This window comes from Lacinutrix himadriensis (assembly GCF_001418105.1).
Taxonomy (GTDB): domain Bacteria; phylum Bacteroidota; class Bacteroidia; order Flavobacteriales; family Flavobacteriaceae; genus Oceanihabitans; species Oceanihabitans himadriense.
Genome location: NZ_LIQI01000032.1, coordinates 204775 through 222487 on the forward strand (window position 1 = coordinate 204775; position 17713 = coordinate 222487).

Here is a 17713-nt window from a genome sequence, read left to right on the forward strand (position 1 = left end):
TTATGGCAAATGTAAAATGCGAAATAGAGGGTAAAATTAATTTAATAAAAAAGAAGGTATCTTCTGATTTATTAAAAGTAGGTGCTCGCTTTTTTTGTATCGAAGAAGACTCTCTATTCTTCAAAACTAATGTAGAACCTAAAGATGGTAATTACATGTGCTGCAATGAATCTGGAATAATTAAGTGGTTTCCTGGAGATTTATTGGTGCTTAGGTTAAATGGGGTGCATGACAATTTAAGACATTTATCAAGAGATTTATTAAGCGAAGCCTTAAAACAAAAATCAAATAATGAGTAACATAAATAACAAAGTAGACGTAGGATTCATATGGCAAATCACAGACGATGTCTTACGTGATGCCTTTAAGAAAAATGAAATTGGAGATGTACTATTACCTTTTGTAGTAATACGTAGACTAGATTGTATGCTCGAAAACGTAAACGAAAATGTACGTAAAAGCTACAACGATTTTAAAGATAAGGTTAGCGAAGACAAGTTAGATCCAATCCTTAAAAAAGCAGCAGGTGGTTTAACGTATTACAACACATCAAAACACACGCTTAATTCGTTAAAAGACGAACCGCAATATATTGAAATCAACTTCAATAACTACTTAAACGGATTCAATCCAGAAGTACGCGATATTTTAGAAAGTTTTCAATTTGATAAAATTATAGCGCGATTGGTAAAAAACCGTTTGTTATATGAAATGATTGATGCCATCTGCAAAATTGACTTGCATCAAGATACCATAGATAACCATAGTATGGGTTACGTGTTTGAGGAGTTAATACGTATATCTAATGAGCAATCCAACGAAACTGCTGGAGAGCATTTTACACCACGTGATGTTATTGCTTTAATGAATGCTATCATCTTCACACCTGAAAAAGACGAGCTTTGTAAGTCTGGTATTATACGCACCATTTTCGATCCTGCTTGTGGTACAGGTGGTATGGTGAATCTAGGTAAAAACTTTGTGTTAGACGAAATCTGTAAAGATTCCAACAACAAACCAACCATGTTGACTTATGGTCAAGAATTAAATGAGCAGTCTTGTGCTATAGCAAAGTCGGAAGCCTTAATCTCTGGGGAAAACCCTAGAGATGTAAAACATGGTAACTCATTTACAGACGACCAATTTCAAGGCAAGCAATTTCACTACATGATGGCAAATCCACCATATGGTGTAACGTGGAAAAAAGATAAAAACTTTATAGAAAACGAAGCGCTAAATCCTGCAGGACGTTTTTATGCAGGAACACCGCGTACTAGTGACGGACAATTATTGTTCTTACAACATATGATTGCTAAAATGGACAAAACCAACGGTTCTAGAATTGGTGTGGTTACCAACGGGTCGCCATTATTTACAGGAGATGCAGGAAGTGGCGAAAGCGACATACGTAAATGGATTATAGAAAACGATTGGCTAGAGTGTATTGTGGCTTTACCTAAAGATTTGTTTTACAACACAGGTATTAACACCTACATCTGGTTTTTAACCAATAAAAAAGCGGAAAACCGTAAAGGTAAAGTGCAATTAATTAATGGGAATGCGAGCAAAGTAATTGGTACCAATGCGAAAGGAAAAGAAGAAAGCGAGCACATTTTCGCGCGCTCTAACAAAAAGAGTTTAGGTAACAAACGTAACGAGTTTACTGATGCCCATATTGCTGCTTTGTTAGACTTGTATACCAATTTTGAAGAAACCGAACACTGCAAAATTTACAATAATGACGATTTTGGCTATTACCAACTCACCATAGAACAACCATTGTATAAAGACGGTAAAATGGTAATGAGTAAAGGCAACCCAAAACCAGACTCTAAAAAACGTGATAAAGAAAACGTACCATTAACCGACGATATAGAAACCTACTTCGCTAACGAGGTATTGCCACACGTGCCAGAAGCATGGATAGATTACGATAAAACCCGTATTGGCTACGAAATTAACTTTACCAAATACTTTTACGAGTACAAAGGTTTACAGCCAGCTGCCGAAATTAAAGCAGAAATTGTTGACCTTGAAAAAGATATCACAAAACTTTTAAATGATTTGTTAGCCTAATGAAGACATACGAATCATATAAGGAAAGTGGGATTAATTGGATTGGCAAGATTCCTGAACATTGGGAAATTAAGAAAATGAAGTGGATAACTTCAATTAAAAGAGGTGCTTCACCAAGACCAATAGCTGACCCAAAATATTTTGATGATGAAAAAGGAGAATTTTCGTGGGTTAGAATTGCAGATGTTTCTGCTAGTGAAAGATATTTATTAGAGACTAAGGAGAAATTATCAGAGTTAGGAGCATCATTAAGCGTGAAAAGATATCCAGGTGATTTCTTTTTAAGTATCGCTGGTTCTGTGGGAAAACCAATTATAACAAAAATTAAATGTTGTATTCATGATGGATTTGTTTGGTTTCCAGAATTGAAATTAAATCCTGAATTTCTATATTATATTTTTCAATCAGATTTGCCTTTTGGTGGTTTAGGAAAAGTAGGAACACAGTTAAATTTAAATACGGAAACAATTGGAAATATTCAAATACCTTATATTTCTGATGAAGATGTTACGTCAATCGTAAACTACCTAGACCACAAAACCCAAATCATTGATGGGTTAATAGAAAAAAAGGAGCAATTAATAAAAAAACTACAAGCACAACGACAAGCCATAATTAACGAAGCAGTTACCAAAGGTTTAAACCCAAATGCCAAACTAAAAGATTCTGGTATTGAGTGGTTGGGTGAATATAATTCTAATTGGAGCATTAAGAGAATAAAGCATATTACTTATGTGAAAGGAAGAATTGGTTGGCAAGGTTTGAAATCTGAAGACTTTAGAGAAGTCGGACCTTATTTAGTTACTGGAACAGATTTTAATAAGGGAAAAATAAAATGGGATACTTGTCACAGAGTAGATTACGATAGGTATGAAGTAGATGAAAACATCCAATTGTTGGATGATGATGTTTTAATAACAAAAGATGGTACTATTGGTAAAATAGCAATTGTAAAAAACAAACCAGAAAAAGTTACTTTAAATTCTGGTGTTTTTGTTACTCGACCATTAAATAAGGATTATTTACAAGATTACTTTTTCTGGTTATTAAGTTCTGACGTATTTAACCTATTTATTGATTTTAATAAATCAGGTGCAACTATTCAGCACCTATATCAAAACGTTTTTAATGAATTTAGTTTTGCCTTACCGACCGATTTAGGAGAACAACAAGAGATTGTAAATCATTTAGATTTGAAAACTAATAAAATGGATTTATTAATTGATAAAATAAAACTTCAAATCAAAAAACTAAAAGCCTACCGTCAATCTATCATTAGTGAAGCAGTAACAGGCAAAATAGATGTAAGAGAATGGCAAGCTACATCTAAAAACTAACAACTAATTATGGCAGAGAGTCAACATATAGAGTGGAAAGAATCTTGGCACGAGAAGTACCTGAAATGGGTTTCTGGTTTTGCTAATGCACAAGGTGGAACGCTATATATTGGTATTGACGATAATGGTGTTGTTAAGGGCATTGATAATGCCAGAAAACTGCTAGAAGATTTACCCAACCAAATACGCGATGTTTTGGGTGTAATGGCAGCAGTAAACTTGCATGCAAAAGACGGTTTAGAGTATCTAGAGATTATTGTGGAGCAATACCCGTTTCCTATAAGTTTACGTGGTAAATACTATTATCGTTCTGATAGTACCTTACAAGAATTGAAAGGCGCAGCCTTAACCAAATTTTTACTAGAACGCCAAGGTAAAAAATGGGACGGTGTGCCTGTACCAAATATTTCAGTAGAAGATTTAAAAGACAGCACGTTTTCTGCTTTTAAGATCAAAGCCAAAAAAAGTAATCGCTTGTCTACCGAAGATTTAGAAGGCAACAATAAAGAGCTATTAGAAAGCTTAAACCTGTATGCAGATAATGATACCATGCTTAAAAGAGCTGCGATATTGTTATTTCATCCCAATCCAGAAAAATACATTACAGGCGCATCTATCAAAATAGGTTTTTTTGAAGATGATGACGATTTAATATACCAAGACGAAATAAAAGGCAATTTACTAGAACAAGCCGAAGAAGCTTTAGACTTGCTTAAAACAAAATATGATAAAGCAGCTATTTCATATACCGATGATGGAGCACGTGAGGAGAAATTCACCTTTCCGCAAGACGCAGTTAGAGAAGCTTTATTAAACGCTATTGCGCATAAAGATTATAGTAGTGGTATTCCTATTCAAATAAGTGTTTACAACAATAAAATTATATTTTGGAACGAAGGTCAGTTACCTGAAAATTGGACGGTAGATAGGTTAACAGAGAAACACCCATCAAAACCATTTAACCCAGATATAGCAAACACTTTATTTAGAGCAGGATATATAGAATCTTGGGGACGTGGTACCATAAAAATCATAAATGCGTGTAAAGCACATAAAATAGCACCACCAATTTTTGCAAATACAGCACCAGATTTTCAGGTAACACTAATCAATTACACAAAAGAGGCTTTAGCTGCAAAAGGACTAAAACCAGAGTTTATAACTATTATTTTATATGTCCAAGAACATCAAAGTATTTCAAATACTATTGTTCAAGAGATCTGTAAAGTAGCTAAAAGAACAGCTACACGATATTTAACCGATTTAGATGGACAGTATTTAGTAAAAAGCGGGACCATTGGCGCTGGTACCACTTACGTTTTAAAGGGCGACCATATTGGGCCAGCATAAAACAAATAATTGGGCCACCATTGGGCCAAAATTAGAGTTAAAAACGGTAGACAAAGCGTAATCACCTATTAATAAAGGTGTTTTCAAGGTTTTTAATTGGGCCACCTTTAGTCCAGTTAACAAAAATAATTGGGCCATCATTGGGCCAAAACAAAAAAATAAGTGTAAAAAAACAACATAAAATGGCATCAGGAACTAAAGAAATCCATTTCGAAGCACATATAGAAAATTACTTGGTCAATACAGTTAAAGAATACCGCAGCGTATCACCTAATTTGTATGACAAAGACTCGTGTGTTATTCCTTCAGAAATTATTGCATTTGTAAAAGATACACAACCTAAAAAGTATGAAGAATTGGCTAAACAATACGGAGCTTTAGTAGACACCAAAATTGTAGAAAACGTAGCTAAAAATATTACCAAGAATAAAACTTTAGAGGTGCTGCGTAATGGTGTTAAAGATCGTGGTCAAAAACTAGATTTAGCTTTTTTTAAACCGGCTAACAACAAAACACCAGAGCACGAAGTCGCGTATGCTAAAAACCGTTTAGCCATTGTACGTCAATTAAAATACTCTAATCGTAATAATAACGAGATTGACTTTGTTTTATTTATTAATGGTATTCCTGTAGTTACCGCAGAACTTAAAAATGCTTTAACAGGACAAAACCATCACAATGCGATTAAGCAGTTTATGCAAGATCGTTTACCAAAAGGAGAGCCTTTTTTAGAGTTTAAACGTTGCTTAGTTCATTTTGCGGTAGGTACAGAAAAAGTATTTATGGCTACAGAGTTAAAAGGGAAATCTACGTACTTTTTACCTTTTAATACGGGATTGACTAACCATTCAGATACGGGTTATCAAGTGGAGTATCTTTGGGAAGATGTATTGCGAAAAGATTCTTTATTAGATTTAGTGCAAAACTTTATTAGTGTGCAAACCGATAAGGAAAAAGTATATAATCCGAAAACTAAAAAGTTAGAAGATAAAAAATCTACCAAATTACTGTTTCCTCGTTTTCATCAACGTAGAGCTGTAAAACGTATTTTAGAAGCTTTAAAAACAGATGGTACGGGTAAAAACTATTTGGTGCAACATTCCGCAGGTTCTGGAAAATCAAATACCATTACTTGGCTAGCATATAGATTAGCTAATTTTTATCAAAACTATACCGATGAAAAAGCATTATACGACTCTATCATTGTAGTTACAGATAGACGTGTGTTAAACAAGCAAATCCAAGATAATATACGTCAACTAGATAATACGCCAGGAGTTGTGGCGTATATAGATGAAAGATCAACGTCTCAAGATTTAAAAGATGCTATTGAAGATAAAAAACGAATCATAATAACAACCATTCAAAAGTTTCCGGTAATTGCTCAAAATGTTACCAATTATCCAGATCGTAAATATGCTATTTTAATTGATGAAGCACATAGCTCGCAATCGGGAGAATCATCTCGACAAATGCGTAAAGCGTTAAGCCTAGAAGAAGCAGAGAAAGACGAAGCTAATATTAAAACAGCTGATGAGATTATTGCTGAAGAAATTTCCAAAAAAGGACAACAACCAAACATTTCGCAATTTGCTTTTACAGCAACACCCAAGCAAAAAACCATAGAGTTATTTGGCACAAAAATAAATGGTAAAATTGAACCTTTTGATGAGTACACCATGGAGGAAGCCATTAAGGAAGGCTTTATAAAAGATGTATTACAAAACTACATGTCTTTTAAACGCTATTACAAACTAGTAAAGCGTACAGAAATAGAAGATAAAGAGTACGACAAAAAGAAAACAGTACGCGTTTTAGGTAACTATGTAGATCTTCAAGATCACGCCATAGATAAAAAAGCACGTATTATGTTAGAGCATTTTACAAGCCAAACACAAAACGAAATACAAGGGCAAGCAAGAGCGATGTTGGTTACAAAATCACGTTTACACGCAGTACGCTTTAAACTGAAGTTTGATGCTATTCTTAAAGAAATGAATTTGCCTTACAGAGCGTTGGTAGCATTTTCAGGAACAGTTAAAGACCCTGATACTAACGAGGAGTTTACGGAAAGTAGCATGAATAATCTTGGTGGTAAAATAAGTATTCCAGAAGCTTTGAAACTACCTGCAAACAGAATGTTAATAGTAGCAAATAAATTTCAAACAGGTTTTGATGAGCCGTTACTACATACCATGTTTGTAGATAAAAAATTAGGAGGCGCAAGTACGGTACAAACCTTATCGCGTTTAAATAGAAACCGAAGAGGTAAAGATTCTACCATGGTTTTAGATTTTGTAAACGATCCAGAATTAGTGCGTGCAGATTTTCAGCATTTCTATGGTAAAAACTTCATGGAAGAAGAAAATGAAACCGATCCAAATAGTTTATATACTATTTTAGATGAGGTAGATAGTTTTAATGTCTTTTATGAAACCGAAGTAGAAGCTTTTGCAGAGATATTCTTTAAGCCAAATGACAAGATGGAAGGCATACAATCCATTTTAGCAGCTATTGCAAAACGTTTTGATAACGAGCTTGAAGATGAAGATAAAAACGCCTTTAAAGCGGCCGCAAAGTCTTATACTAAAATCTATCGTTTTTTAAGTCAGATTATTCAATTTACAGATGTGGACTTAGAAAAAAAGTACGTGTTCCTTTCTGCTCTACTTAAAAAGTTGCCTTATGTAAAAAGTGATTTACCTGTAGATGTGATTAATGATATTGAATTAGATAGTTATAAAATACAACATAAATTTACTACTAACTTAGATTTAATATCAGAAGATGGTGAAGATTATGGCATGACACCTGGCGGTGGTGTTCAGAAACCAGAAGAAGAAATTGATTTTTTAACCAAAATTATTAAAGTTTTAAATGATACGTTTGGGGCTGACTTTACCGATGAGGATAAAAAGGATTATCAAAGTATTCTTGATGATACCTATGATGACCAAGAGCTGTTAAGTTATTTTAATAAACAAAATTCAAAAAATAACATCAAAGATAAATTTGACGAAAAAATAGATGATAATCTGTTAAGTTTTATTGATAAAAAATTGGATTTCTATAACAAAATGACGGATGGTAAAACAAATGCTTTGTTTAAAACATTGTTATTTAATGAGATTTATGATCGTGAAGTAAGAGGGATTGGTAGGTAAATAACAAATATAATTATGGAACTTAAATTTTCTAAAATAAATAATATAAATACATATTTAAATTATGATGCTTTAAAGAATCTGAAACATACAAATTAAGTTTAACTCATATGAAAGCCTGAATAATATTTTAATAATAATAATAATAATCTAATTCTTGAATAATTTTTTAAACCTATGTCTTTTAAAAGCTACTTAGTCAAAAAATATGAGTTCTCACATGAAAACGAGTTCTTTAGAAAATTCTCTGCTAATTTAAAGGAGGCTTTAAACAAATTGCACCCAACTCAACATTAGCAGAAATCATGTTAGGTAGAAAGGTTGGAGATGGTTTTACTTTTGGAGGGGTTGGGTATGTTATTTTGGAGGTGGAATAAATAATAAAGATAGTATTATGAATAATATAGAAATATTTGAGAAAGAAATTATCACAGAAAATCAATCAAAATTTGCGATTTTTAAATGTAATTCTATAGTTGAATATCCTAAACAAATATTAGATACTGCTGTATCCAAATATGTTGGTAATAAAGGTTACAATCAATTCATCGAAATCTATAATGATAATCATTGGATTAGAATTATTATTAGTGGAATAAATGAATTTGAATATACTAAACTAGAACACTCTAGCGACAATGTTGAATATTTTCAATATAATTTAATGAATGGTGAAGAAAACAAAAACTCATCCTTTTCAATTCTAAGAGGAGGCTTAAAATCAGAAAGACCTTTAGAATTTATGAATAATGAAGTACTAAAATATGCTAAAGGTAAAACCTATATGCATTTTATAGAAATTCATAGAGACAACCCTTGGGTTCGATTAGTGCTTTTTGGAATAGACAATCTTCATTTTGTTAATTTTTCTAATCAAAGACTATGAAAACTTTTAAAGAATCCTATTTAGCTTCAAGTATAATTCATTGGATGAATTATATTTCAGCAGTAGGTAGAGATTACATCATTGATGAATCAACGATTAAAATTCCTGCTTGTGAGTATCTGGAAGTTACAGGACTAAAGCCTAATCTGGAATTTCATCATTCAAAATTTAAACCTGTTAGAAGAATTGACCTTCAATTTAATAATACAAAAAACAAGATAGAGTCTGCATATGAATTTAAATATGTAAAGAAAGATTCTACTAGGGGAAAACCTGAAAGAATAAGAGTTTTTAATGACTTAATGCGTTTAAACTTGTATTGTGACTCTACAAATAAAAAAGGGTTCTTTTTAATTTGTGGCATTACTGATGATTTCGAAGTTTCATTTGAAAATTTAAATTTAAAACCTACATTTTTAACTCCTAAACCAAAGAACTCATCAAAATCAAAAAGTTTTTATTCTGAATGGTTCTCTTTTGATGACAAATTACCGAAAAAAGAAATTGCTTTAAAAACCAATGACAAATCTTATGAAGAGATTTATCAAGCTTTTTTAAACGAATATAAAACACCATACAAAGAAAAAACAGGCAATAATTTAATGCTTCCAGATAAAATAATTACAAAATTAATTTTTTTATCAGAGGTAAATTCGGCAACAAATATTCCACAAACTTTCAAAATTGGAATATGGGAGGTCCTTAAGTAAAACCTAAGATAAAATATTATGAAACTACTTGAAATTATAATAACACCGAGCTTTCAATCTACATTGGAACAAATGGGCATTTCTCCAGACGAAGATTATAACAGTGATGCAGTACTTTTCCAACAAGGATACAATATGTATCACATGGAAATAGAACCAGGAGAAAAATTCAAAATCAAAAAAAACAAAAAAGGGCAAATAGATTGTTCAGAAATACCATACAAATTCATCCGAAAAAAGGAAGAGTGGGAAACGGATGAGGATTTATGGGATGATGAATATCAGGATAGTATAGCGTTATCTCCGGGATATTACAAGTTTTTAGAAGATGGAATCACAATTGAAGAATTAGAATAAAATAGATAATATTTCATTTATCTGAATTGTTTAAAAATGCTATGGGACTATTAAGAGACACAATTCATCAATTAGAAAGACCTGCTATATTATTAGGCAATGGTATTAATAATTTAGAAAACACTTTTTTAGATTGGAAATCTTTATTGCATAAAATTGGTGGAGAAAAATTAAATTTTGAAGGTCTTACCTATAATGAAATGTATGATTTTATAGAAATGCATAGTGTAAATGGTAAGGAGTTAAAATTAAAAGTTTGTACGTATTTAAAATCGCCTTCAATAGAAAATTTACAACCTCATAACCAATTTTTAAATTTGGCGCAAAGTAAAAATTGCCCTGTACTTACAACAAATTTTGATTTAGCTTTAGAAACATCGAAAGAATTATGTTTTTTCAAAACTGAGAATAAAGGATTTACTAGATTTTATCCTTGGGATAGATATTATGCACAAGAAAAATTAAAGGATCCTACAAGTGGTTTTGGTATTTGGCATATTCATGGATTAACTCGTTATCATGATAGTATCCGCCTAGGTTTAACTGATTATATGGGGAGTGTTGAAAAAGCTAGAAATTGGATACACAAAGGAGAAAAACGGTTATTTAATGGTAAAAACCAAGGGAATTGGAGTGGTAAAGACACTTGGCTACACATTTGGTTTAATATGCCATTGATTATTGTGGGCTTAAAGTTAGAAAGTCAAGAAGTATTTATTCGCTGGTTATTAATTGAACGTGAAAGATACTTTAGACAATTTGAGGAGAGACGAAAAAAAACAGTTTTTTTAAGCACTGGTAACGATCGTAAAATTGATAATTTTTTAAGAAATTTAAATATTAAGCATTATACCACAATATCAATTGATGATTACGCTTCACTTTATTTATAAAACATGAAATGGACTAACATATTCACTATCCCGGACAAAGACCTCATTTCAGATGGTTCCGTAGACCCTATGGGAATGCAAATGATATGGACCTATTTTGGGCAGCTCATATTTAAAAACAAACTTACAACGGTTTCAACAGACGTTCGGAATTACTCCATTAATCTGCTTCATCATTTCGTGCTTTATCGTTTCCAGCAAGAAAATAACGAGGTATTTAACCAAGCACAAAATCATTTCCAATTCTATCGTGATACATACGACACTAAAGCTGGTATGCTCATTTTTATGGAGGATTTACTGGTATATGCCCTTTTGGATCAATGGAACTCGGTAAATACTATGGGTTTACTTGGCAACAACAAAGCTCAAGATAATTTAGATAGATCGAATGGTAATTATCAGGAAATTGAAATACATGCCGAACGATCAAAAGGAGTATTAGTCCGACAAATACAATTAGGTATTAATGGACGGTACAAAGGGCCTTTTATGAATATGGGGTTGATGTCAAAAAACTTTGAATATTCACCTAAAGAATTTGAACGGATAGAACAATTATTCTTACAATGGCCTGAAGGTAATAAATTGGTAAATAAATTAATGGTTTTGCTTACTGAATTGTTGCAAAACCAAGATAAAGGTTATCCTATAGTTACTCTTAACCGTTATAAAAACGATAAGGTTTTATGGAAGCTATATGCCGATTGTTTCGGTAAATTAGAACAAAACATTTTGCTACAAAACTATTGGAAGGAAAAGCTTGGGATAACTTCAGGTGCAGCGAAATCAATTTATTCAGAAATGAATCAATTTGGAGAACAAACCATAGCATCTATAATAGCTTCTGCCTATAAAAAAGAGGAGGACGAAAAGGAAAAAGAATTGCTACAGTGGATTTTAGACCTAGAACCTTTTTTAAGTAGATGTTCTCACGCGTTTTATTTACTTTCTGATGTTTCTGTAAAAAAGTTATCAGATATAAAATCTGATTTAGATATGTTAGTTAGAGATATACCCTTTGAAAGTGTTTTACCGCTTACTTGCCGTAACGAAAGACTCGAAATGTTGGTTGATTTTGTTAAAGACAATACAAATAACGGAGTACAATTTGCAGAAGCAATATTAAACTACCATAAGAAAATTATGGAAGATCGTGGTGGCGTGGCATGGGTGGAACTAGAAAATGATCATATCAAACATTATATACCTCAAGCAATACATGTTTCAACATCTAATGTTGTGGTTAACGGATATTGGTATAATCGATATTATTTAGACGCTGTCAAATCAATATACACCGGATTAAATATAAACTAATGGCAGAAGGACTAAAGTTATATAACGAGTTTAAAAAGACCATTTCTGAAATTGGAGAAATAAAAATGGCTTGGTTCACAACATTTAATCTAAGTTTAGATTTTTTTGAGAAATATGTGCTCTCTGCCCTAGTACAAACAAACCCATTTGATATTAAAAATATAAAAGATTTTGAAGCATTGAACGACAGAATCGTTAATGCAGATAGCGGCTCTGTAGATGTTAAAGTTTTTCACGACTACCGTGCTATGCGCCCAGACATTAAAAGAACGAGTGTGCAAACTATAGCTATTAAACCAAAAAGCATTGGTAAATCTTTTACCCATGGGGTATTCCATCCAAAGGTTACTTTGTTGGTGAATAAAAAAAATGAGGCCTGGTTAGTTACAGGTTCCGCAAATTTGACCCTTTCTGCCTGGTCAAAAAATTCAGAAAGTGTAGTCTTTAAAAAAATAGATGATAAAGTAAATGCACAAGCTATTACGGATTTTTTCTTGGGGTTATTGCCTAATATATCGGATAGGAATAAGATTAATTCGTTAAATATAGAATGGCAGAAAGGATTGAAGCCAGAAGCCAAATGGAAGTTTATTCACTCTATATCAAAGCATCGTCTTTTAGATTATATCAAGGAAGACACATGTAAAGATATGTTTGTTTGGTCTCCTTATTTTTCAGACGAATTTCTTAATATAATTAAAGAAGATTTGAGTTGGGTTAACAACCTAAATGTAATTCCTGATCTCACAACTTCTGGAGCAATGCGCTTATCTTCTGAAGTAGTTTTGGAGGTTTTAGCAACGCCTAAAGTCAAACTGCACAAAGACCTTTATGAGTATGGGAAAGAACTTCTTGTACACGCAAAGGTTTGGTGCACTACATCCAAATTAGCCATTGGTTCATGGAATTTTACCAAAGCTGGTTTAAACATAGCTATAAATGCAAATAATATTGAAGCTGGTGTCGTTGAAGATATAAATGATTATACTTATCAAGCTTTGAAACAAAGTTTTCAACTAAAACGAATTGATGTCCCTAAAGGCATGAGAAAAGAAGATATTGATGATGAGAAGAAAGAACTGCTATTCGACTGGACAATAAATTGCCAAATTTATGTCGATTGGTCTACCTATCAATATAGATTTGAGTCTGAGGATAATTCATCTTTTGAATCCTTATTTATCGATCTACCTGGTAAAAAAAATAGAATATCAGCGAAACAAGTTCTGAATTCAGGAGTCAGCTTTTACAAGGAACATAAAAGTCTTTTAAAAGATAGGCTATTTACCGTTTACGATAAAGAAGAAGGTGGCAATAAAGTTTATCTAGGTGTTATCATTGAATTGAATCCAATGGAAAGACCTTCAGTGGGTTTCGAATCCCTAAGTGACTTATTAAGAGCTTGGAGTGACCGTAAACCTGAAAATAAATCACAGTATCATCAAATAAACTATCAACCAGATACGGAAACAGGAGAAGAGCTTTCTGATAAAATCATTAAGGCTTTAAAAGGAGATTATTCCAATGCATGGTTTACCATGTTCTTGGCTTTTGAACAAATAAGAATTCGTTTGGAAGAAGCTAAAACTGATGCTAGAGAATTATCAATGATTGGATATCGAATTCCGGGGTCTGTATCCCAATTATCAGAACATTTGATGCGTTTAAAAGAGCAAATGATTTCTACGAATACAGAAATGAGCAGTTCCTTTATTTGGTTCATGATCAATGAGGAAACCAAGTGATAAATATGTTTAATAGTTACAATACTTTTGAGAATCCCCCTCCTATTGAAACCATTGATAATATTATGCTAGACTTTGATAATGTGAATAAATATCAAATGAATAAATGGTTAAAATACATTCAAGAAAGTTGTTCTTATTAATATGAGCTATTTTAAAAACATAACGCCACAAGAACTAACACGTTTTGTTAGTTTCTATAGAGATAAAGAAAATAGGGAGCTAGAATTTAACAGCTACAACCCGATATCAATGCAGCACATACAGGCTGAAGGCTCAGCTTATTTATTCAATCTGCTTAATGAAAAAAAAATAGCACTTCTTGCTGACGAAGTGGGTATGGGTAAAACCATTCAGTCTTTGGCAGTTTGCGCAGCACTTTGGCAGCAAAAACCAGATGCAAGAATTCTTGTGTTAGCTCCTAGAAATGAAGTTGCTTACAATTGGGAGAGGGAATACGAAACTTTCATTAAAGTGCACTATAAAGTAAAAGATGATATCGTAAAATCAAGAGTGGATGGTAAACCAATTAATCCCGCAATATTTTGTACCAACCTATATGATTTGGCAACTGAAGTTCAAAAAGGATGGGGTAAATTTTTTATAGGTAAGATATCTTCTTTTAGTTCATTATTCAGCCAAACGGACGTAAATGCTAGGCTGAAAAATATAGGAATAGAACCAGACAAGGATTACAACAATATTGAAAGAAATAAAGAATCTGCAAAAGGAATTTCAGACTTAATACGAAAAGACATAGTAAAGCATCTTCCTGATGGCTATTTTGACTTAGTAATAATTGATGAAGCGCATTATTTTAGAAACAAGCATGGTGGGAGTCTACGTGTGGCTGTTGCTGAAACATTTTTTAACGAAGGTGCTAATAAAATTGCTAAAAAAACATTGTTGCTTACTGCTACTCCAAATCACAGCTCAAGTAGTAATATAAATGCTATAGTATCCTATTTTGATGATAAGAAATACTCCGAATTAAGTTATGATACAATACTTGATGATATATGTCTAAGACGATTTAGGCGATTATCAAAGCAAGGGAAAGTGAAATATAATTATCGAAAAGAGATTAGTCGTGCATCGGATTTTAAGGATAACGAAATGTCTGAACTGTTTTTTGGGATCTATCAGAAACAATTAGTTGCTGAATATATGCAAGGAGAAATGCATGGTAGTAGAAGAAATATACTTGGTTTTTTAGAAGGTACAGAGTTTATTCCAAAAGAACAAATTAATTATGAAGATGATAAAGAACTTAAAGAAGGGAGTGATTTTAATTCAGGATCTGATGGAGAAATGTTATTAGAATTATCGGCAAAGTATCAATCAATTTTTGATGGATCTCCTCCTTCTCATCCTAAATACGAAAAGCTTAATAAAGACCTTATAGCGGAAAAAGAAACCCTTAACTCTCCTAATTCGAAAAAATTAGTATTCGTAAGAAGAATACCATCTGTTAGGGAAATTGCAGCAAGAGCAATCTTTAGATATGATGAAATTTTATTAAAAAAAATAAACAATGCATTGGGCTCTAGTATGGAACTCGTTGCTGGTCTAAATGAATTTAGAAAACATTTTGAAAACAAGAGTGGTTTGACTAATCATGAAGAAGAAGACTTAATTTTATCTGATGAAGATTTAGGAGAAGATTTGGAAAAAGTTCCAACATCCAAAGTGATGTATCTTTTTAAAACATTGAAAAAGAAAGCGGGCATTCAAACTTCAACTCACGCATCAAATTTTCGACTTAGATTCAATAGATCTAAACCAAGCGTGTTTAATATCTTTTTTGCTCCAGGAGCAGACTATTTTGATAAGGAATATAAAGTTGAAATTTATAAGTCTTTCTTAAAAGGGAAAGGCTATACTGACGATCACTTTATCAGTTGTTTACTACACAGAACAGATTCAGAAAATGTTACTGAAGATGTTAGTATGAAGATCAAAAACACCTTGGCTGGACGTTTAGATTTATTAGAAAAGTCTACTGAAACCCTTAAACTCCCAACTCTAATGACAATTTTCTGGAGATATCTTGAAAAATCAGAATTACAAGAAGAGAAAAAGGAAAGTATAAAAAAGGAATACCAAGAACTGAATGAATACCAAAAAGAGGCGTTTAGTACTTTTATTGAAAAGGGTATGCTACTTGCTTCTCCAGCATTGGTAGATCTTTATATCGCTTTCATTAAAGCTTCGAATAGAAGTGAATCAACTGCAGTTAAATTGTATCTACAGTTTACTGAAGAAGTTAGTGAGCAAATGTCTTATTCTTCGATCCCGCAATTGATAATAGAATCTATTTTGAACTTCAAGGTGCTTTGTGAAAAGGTCTTTAACTTAACTAATGAAGATCAGCTATTGAATGAGGAATGGAAAAATTTTTGGGATGCACAACCAGCATATGCTTATTCAGGAGACACTAAGAATAATAGGGTTATGACAAGTTTTAATACGCCATTTTATCCTGATGTATTAATTAGCACCTCTGTTCTCCAGGAGGGAGTTAATCTTCAATATTTTTGTGACCAAATCATTCATTATGGCATAGCTTGGACCCCTGGAGATAATGAACAACGAGTGGGTAGAATTGATCGTATGTTTAGCAAAATAGAACGGAATCTTGATATGGATGAGAATAGCATATTAGAGATTATTTATCCTTATTTAAAAAACACGATAGATCAAGATCATCTCGCTAATTTTATCAGTAAAAAATATTTTGAAGAGAACTTAATAGATAAATGCCAAGCTTATGAAGGTCGATCCAATCTTGATCCAAAGAATTTCAATTATGAAAATTGGAAACAATTCTTTAGAACCCCAAACGAGGATTTGGTACAAGACCCTTACCCAGCCAAAATGAATGAATTACAGAAGCCTTCTTTTGAATTTAAATTAGACATAAAAGAAACAGATATCGAAAAACAAGTGATTAACACTTTCAAAGAACATAATATTCCCATTTTCAGATCCAAAATATCTGCTGATACGATTTGTGTCCTAGATTCTACACTAGCAAATGGGCGAAACCAGCCTGTAATTGTTAAATTAAATTATGATGCTCAGTTGACTGGGGTGTTAGGAGAGGTGACCTATACATTAAGCCTAATTTCCCCAATAGGTAGAAAGAGACAAATCAAGGATTTTGAAAAAAATTATCATTTGTTTTCTAAAAAATACGAAGATGAATTCATGACCGTAAAGTTATGTTTAGATAAAAGTCAAACCACTGTTTCAATTTTTGGTATTTATGCTAAAATTGATTTGCCCGTTTTTCTTAATCATCATGAAAATCCATTAAGTACAATTGAGTTACTTCAAAATTACAATGATCTAATTCACTGTGCTGACCATATGGAACAAGTAATTTTGGATGTCGACTTAAAAATGGATTCATTTGAGCCGAATAAAGAAATTTTTGACTCAGAACCAGCAAGTTCCTCTTTAAGGAAGGGTTTTAAGTCGATTAAAGTGCAAGGAAGCTGGAAGACAAAAGAAAACTTCATTTATCTCGAACGAGATTATAAAGACAAAGAGCTTTGGATAAGAAATATTTGGGAATGGAATCATACTGATAATTACGTGAAACATTTACCGAACAGTAGTATTATACCTTTTTATTCTAAAGATGTTCAAGAAATAGAACTAAATGCTATGGAGGAAATAGAAAGAATACGTAATAAGGATGAGATTTGGAATTAAAATCTAACGATTATAAACTTTTAAGTAAAGGTTATCTTTTATTTTTTTTCCAACCATTCAGGTTTTAAGGTTTTCTCGTTACTGCTATTCATTAATATGTGCTCTTTTAATTACAAGTTTTAAAAATCGTACAAAACACAAAAACTTGAGCGTTC

Annotated in this window: 13 protein-coding genes; all 13 read left to right on the forward strand. The window is 32.3% G+C overall.

Translation table 11 applies throughout. The features are described 5' to 3' along the window. Positions 1-2: 2 nt before the first annotated feature. The 13 genes from AMD28_RS18115 (at position 3) to AMD28_RS18170 (ending at position 17558) form a co-directional block, all read left to right on the forward strand. Positions 3-299, forward strand: a complete 297-nt coding sequence (locus tag AMD28_RS18115) for a hypothetical protein (protein ID WP_055445548.1) — start codon at positions 3-5, stop codon at positions 297-299. Next, positions 292-2076, forward strand: a complete 1785-nt coding sequence (locus AMD28_RS18120) for a type I restriction-modification system subunit M (RefSeq protein ID WP_055445549.1) — start codon at positions 292-294, stop codon at positions 2074-2076. The genes AMD28_RS18115 and AMD28_RS18120 overlap by 8 nt, the downstream gene beginning before the upstream one ends. Further along, positions 2076-3413, forward strand: coding sequence for a restriction endonuclease subunit S (locus AMD28_RS18125; RefSeq protein WP_055445550.1), 1338 nt, complete (start codon positions 2076-2078; stop codon positions 3411-3413). Before AMD28_RS18120 ends, AMD28_RS18125 begins: the two co-directional genes overlap by 1 nt. 9 nt (positions 3414-3422) lie before the next feature. Then, entirely contained in the window at positions 3423-4763 is a 1341-nt protein-coding gene (locus AMD28_RS18130) for an ATP-binding protein (protein WP_055445551.1), read from the forward strand. Between the two features lie 182 nt (positions 4764-4945). Then, a complete protein-coding gene (locus AMD28_RS18135) occupies positions 4946-7927 on the forward strand; it encodes a type I restriction endonuclease subunit R (RefSeq protein ID WP_055445588.1) in 2982 nt (993 codons plus the stop codon). A gap of 394 nt (positions 7928-8321) precedes the next feature. Further along, positions 8322-8813, forward strand: a complete 492-nt coding sequence (locus AMD28_RS18140) for a hypothetical protein (protein WP_055445552.1) — start codon at positions 8322-8324, stop codon at positions 8811-8813. Beyond that, positions 8810-9523, forward strand: coding sequence for a hypothetical protein (locus AMD28_RS18145; protein WP_055445553.1), 714 nt, complete (start codon positions 8810-8812; stop codon positions 9521-9523). Before AMD28_RS18140 ends, AMD28_RS18145 begins: the two co-directional genes overlap by 4 nt. A gap of 18 nt (positions 9524-9541) precedes the next feature. Then, positions 9542-9880: a hypothetical protein gene (locus AMD28_RS18150; RefSeq protein ID WP_055445554.1), complete on the forward strand. Its 339-nt coding sequence runs from the start codon at positions 9542-9544 to the stop codon at positions 9878-9880. 41 nt (positions 9881-9921) lie between these two features. Next, on the forward strand, positions 9922-10773 hold the full coding sequence (locus tag AMD28_RS18155) for an SIR2 family protein (RefSeq protein WP_055445555.1): 852 nt from the start codon (positions 9922-9924) through the stop codon (positions 10771-10773). Positions 10774-10776: 3 nt separating this feature from the next. After that, complete coding sequence (locus AMD28_RS18160; protein ID WP_055445556.1) at positions 10777-12093, forward strand: hypothetical protein; 1317 nt, start codon at positions 10777-10779, stop codon at positions 12091-12093. After that, positions 12093-13838: a phospholipase D-like domain-containing protein gene (locus AMD28_RS18165; RefSeq protein WP_055445557.1), complete on the forward strand. Its 1746-nt coding sequence runs from the start codon at positions 12093-12095 to the stop codon at positions 13836-13838. Before AMD28_RS18160 ends, AMD28_RS18165 begins: the two co-directional genes overlap by 1 nt. Positions 13839-13843: 5 nt before the next feature. Continuing rightward, positions 13844-13981, forward strand: a complete 138-nt coding sequence (locus AMD28_RS18660) for a hypothetical protein (protein WP_161804654.1) — start codon at positions 13844-13846, stop codon at positions 13979-13981. A gap of 1 nt (position 13982) precedes the next feature. Further along, positions 13983-17558, forward strand: a complete 3576-nt coding sequence (locus AMD28_RS18170) for a DEAD/DEAH box helicase (protein ID WP_055445558.1) — start codon at positions 13983-13985, stop codon at positions 17556-17558. The last annotated feature ends 155 nt before the right edge of the window (positions 17559-17713 follow it).

What these genes read in the sequence shown, in the direction of transcription:
- AMD28_RS18115 (WP_055445548.1), top strand. Translation starts at nt 3, where the DNA reads ATGGCAAATGTAAAATGCGAAATAGAGGGTAAAATTAATTTAATAAAA.
- AMD28_RS18150 (WP_055445554.1), top strand. Translation starts at nt 9,542, where the DNA reads ATGAAACTACTTGAAATTATAATAACACCGAGCTTTCAATCTACATTG.
- AMD28_RS18140 (WP_055445552.1), top strand. Translation starts at nt 8,322, where the DNA reads ATGAATAATATAGAAATATTTGAGAAAGAAATTATCACAGAAAATCAA.
- AMD28_RS18660 (WP_161804654.1), top strand. Translation starts at nt 13,844, where the DNA reads ATGTTTAATAGTTACAATACTTTTGAGAATCCCCCTCCTATTGAAACC.
- AMD28_RS18145 (WP_055445553.1), top strand. Translation starts at nt 8,810, where the DNA reads ATGAAAACTTTTAAAGAATCCTATTTAGCTTCAAGTATAATTCATTGG.
- AMD28_RS18155 (WP_055445555.1), top strand. Translation starts at nt 9,922, where the DNA reads ATGGGACTATTAAGAGACACAATTCATCAATTAGAAAGACCTGCTATA.
- AMD28_RS18170 (WP_055445558.1), top strand. Translation starts at nt 13,983, where the DNA reads ATGAGCTATTTTAAAAACATAACGCCACAAGAACTAACACGTTTTGTT.
- AMD28_RS18120 (WP_055445549.1), top strand. Translation starts at nt 292, where the DNA reads ATGAGTAACATAAATAACAAAGTAGACGTAGGATTCATATGGCAAATC.
- AMD28_RS18135 (WP_055445588.1), top strand. Translation starts at nt 4,946, where the DNA reads ATGGCATCAGGAACTAAAGAAATCCATTTCGAAGCACATATAGAAAAT.
- AMD28_RS18160 (WP_055445556.1), top strand. Translation starts at nt 10,777, where the DNA reads ATGAAATGGACTAACATATTCACTATCCCGGACAAAGACCTCATTTCA.
- AMD28_RS18165 (WP_055445557.1), top strand. Translation starts at nt 12,093, where the DNA reads ATGGCAGAAGGACTAAAGTTATATAACGAGTTTAAAAAGACCATTTCT.
- AMD28_RS18130 (WP_055445551.1), top strand. Translation starts at nt 3,423, where the DNA reads ATGGCAGAGAGTCAACATATAGAGTGGAAAGAATCTTGGCACGAGAAG.
- AMD28_RS18125 (WP_055445550.1), top strand. Translation starts at nt 2,076, where the DNA reads ATGAAGACATACGAATCATATAAGGAAAGTGGGATTAATTGGATTGGC.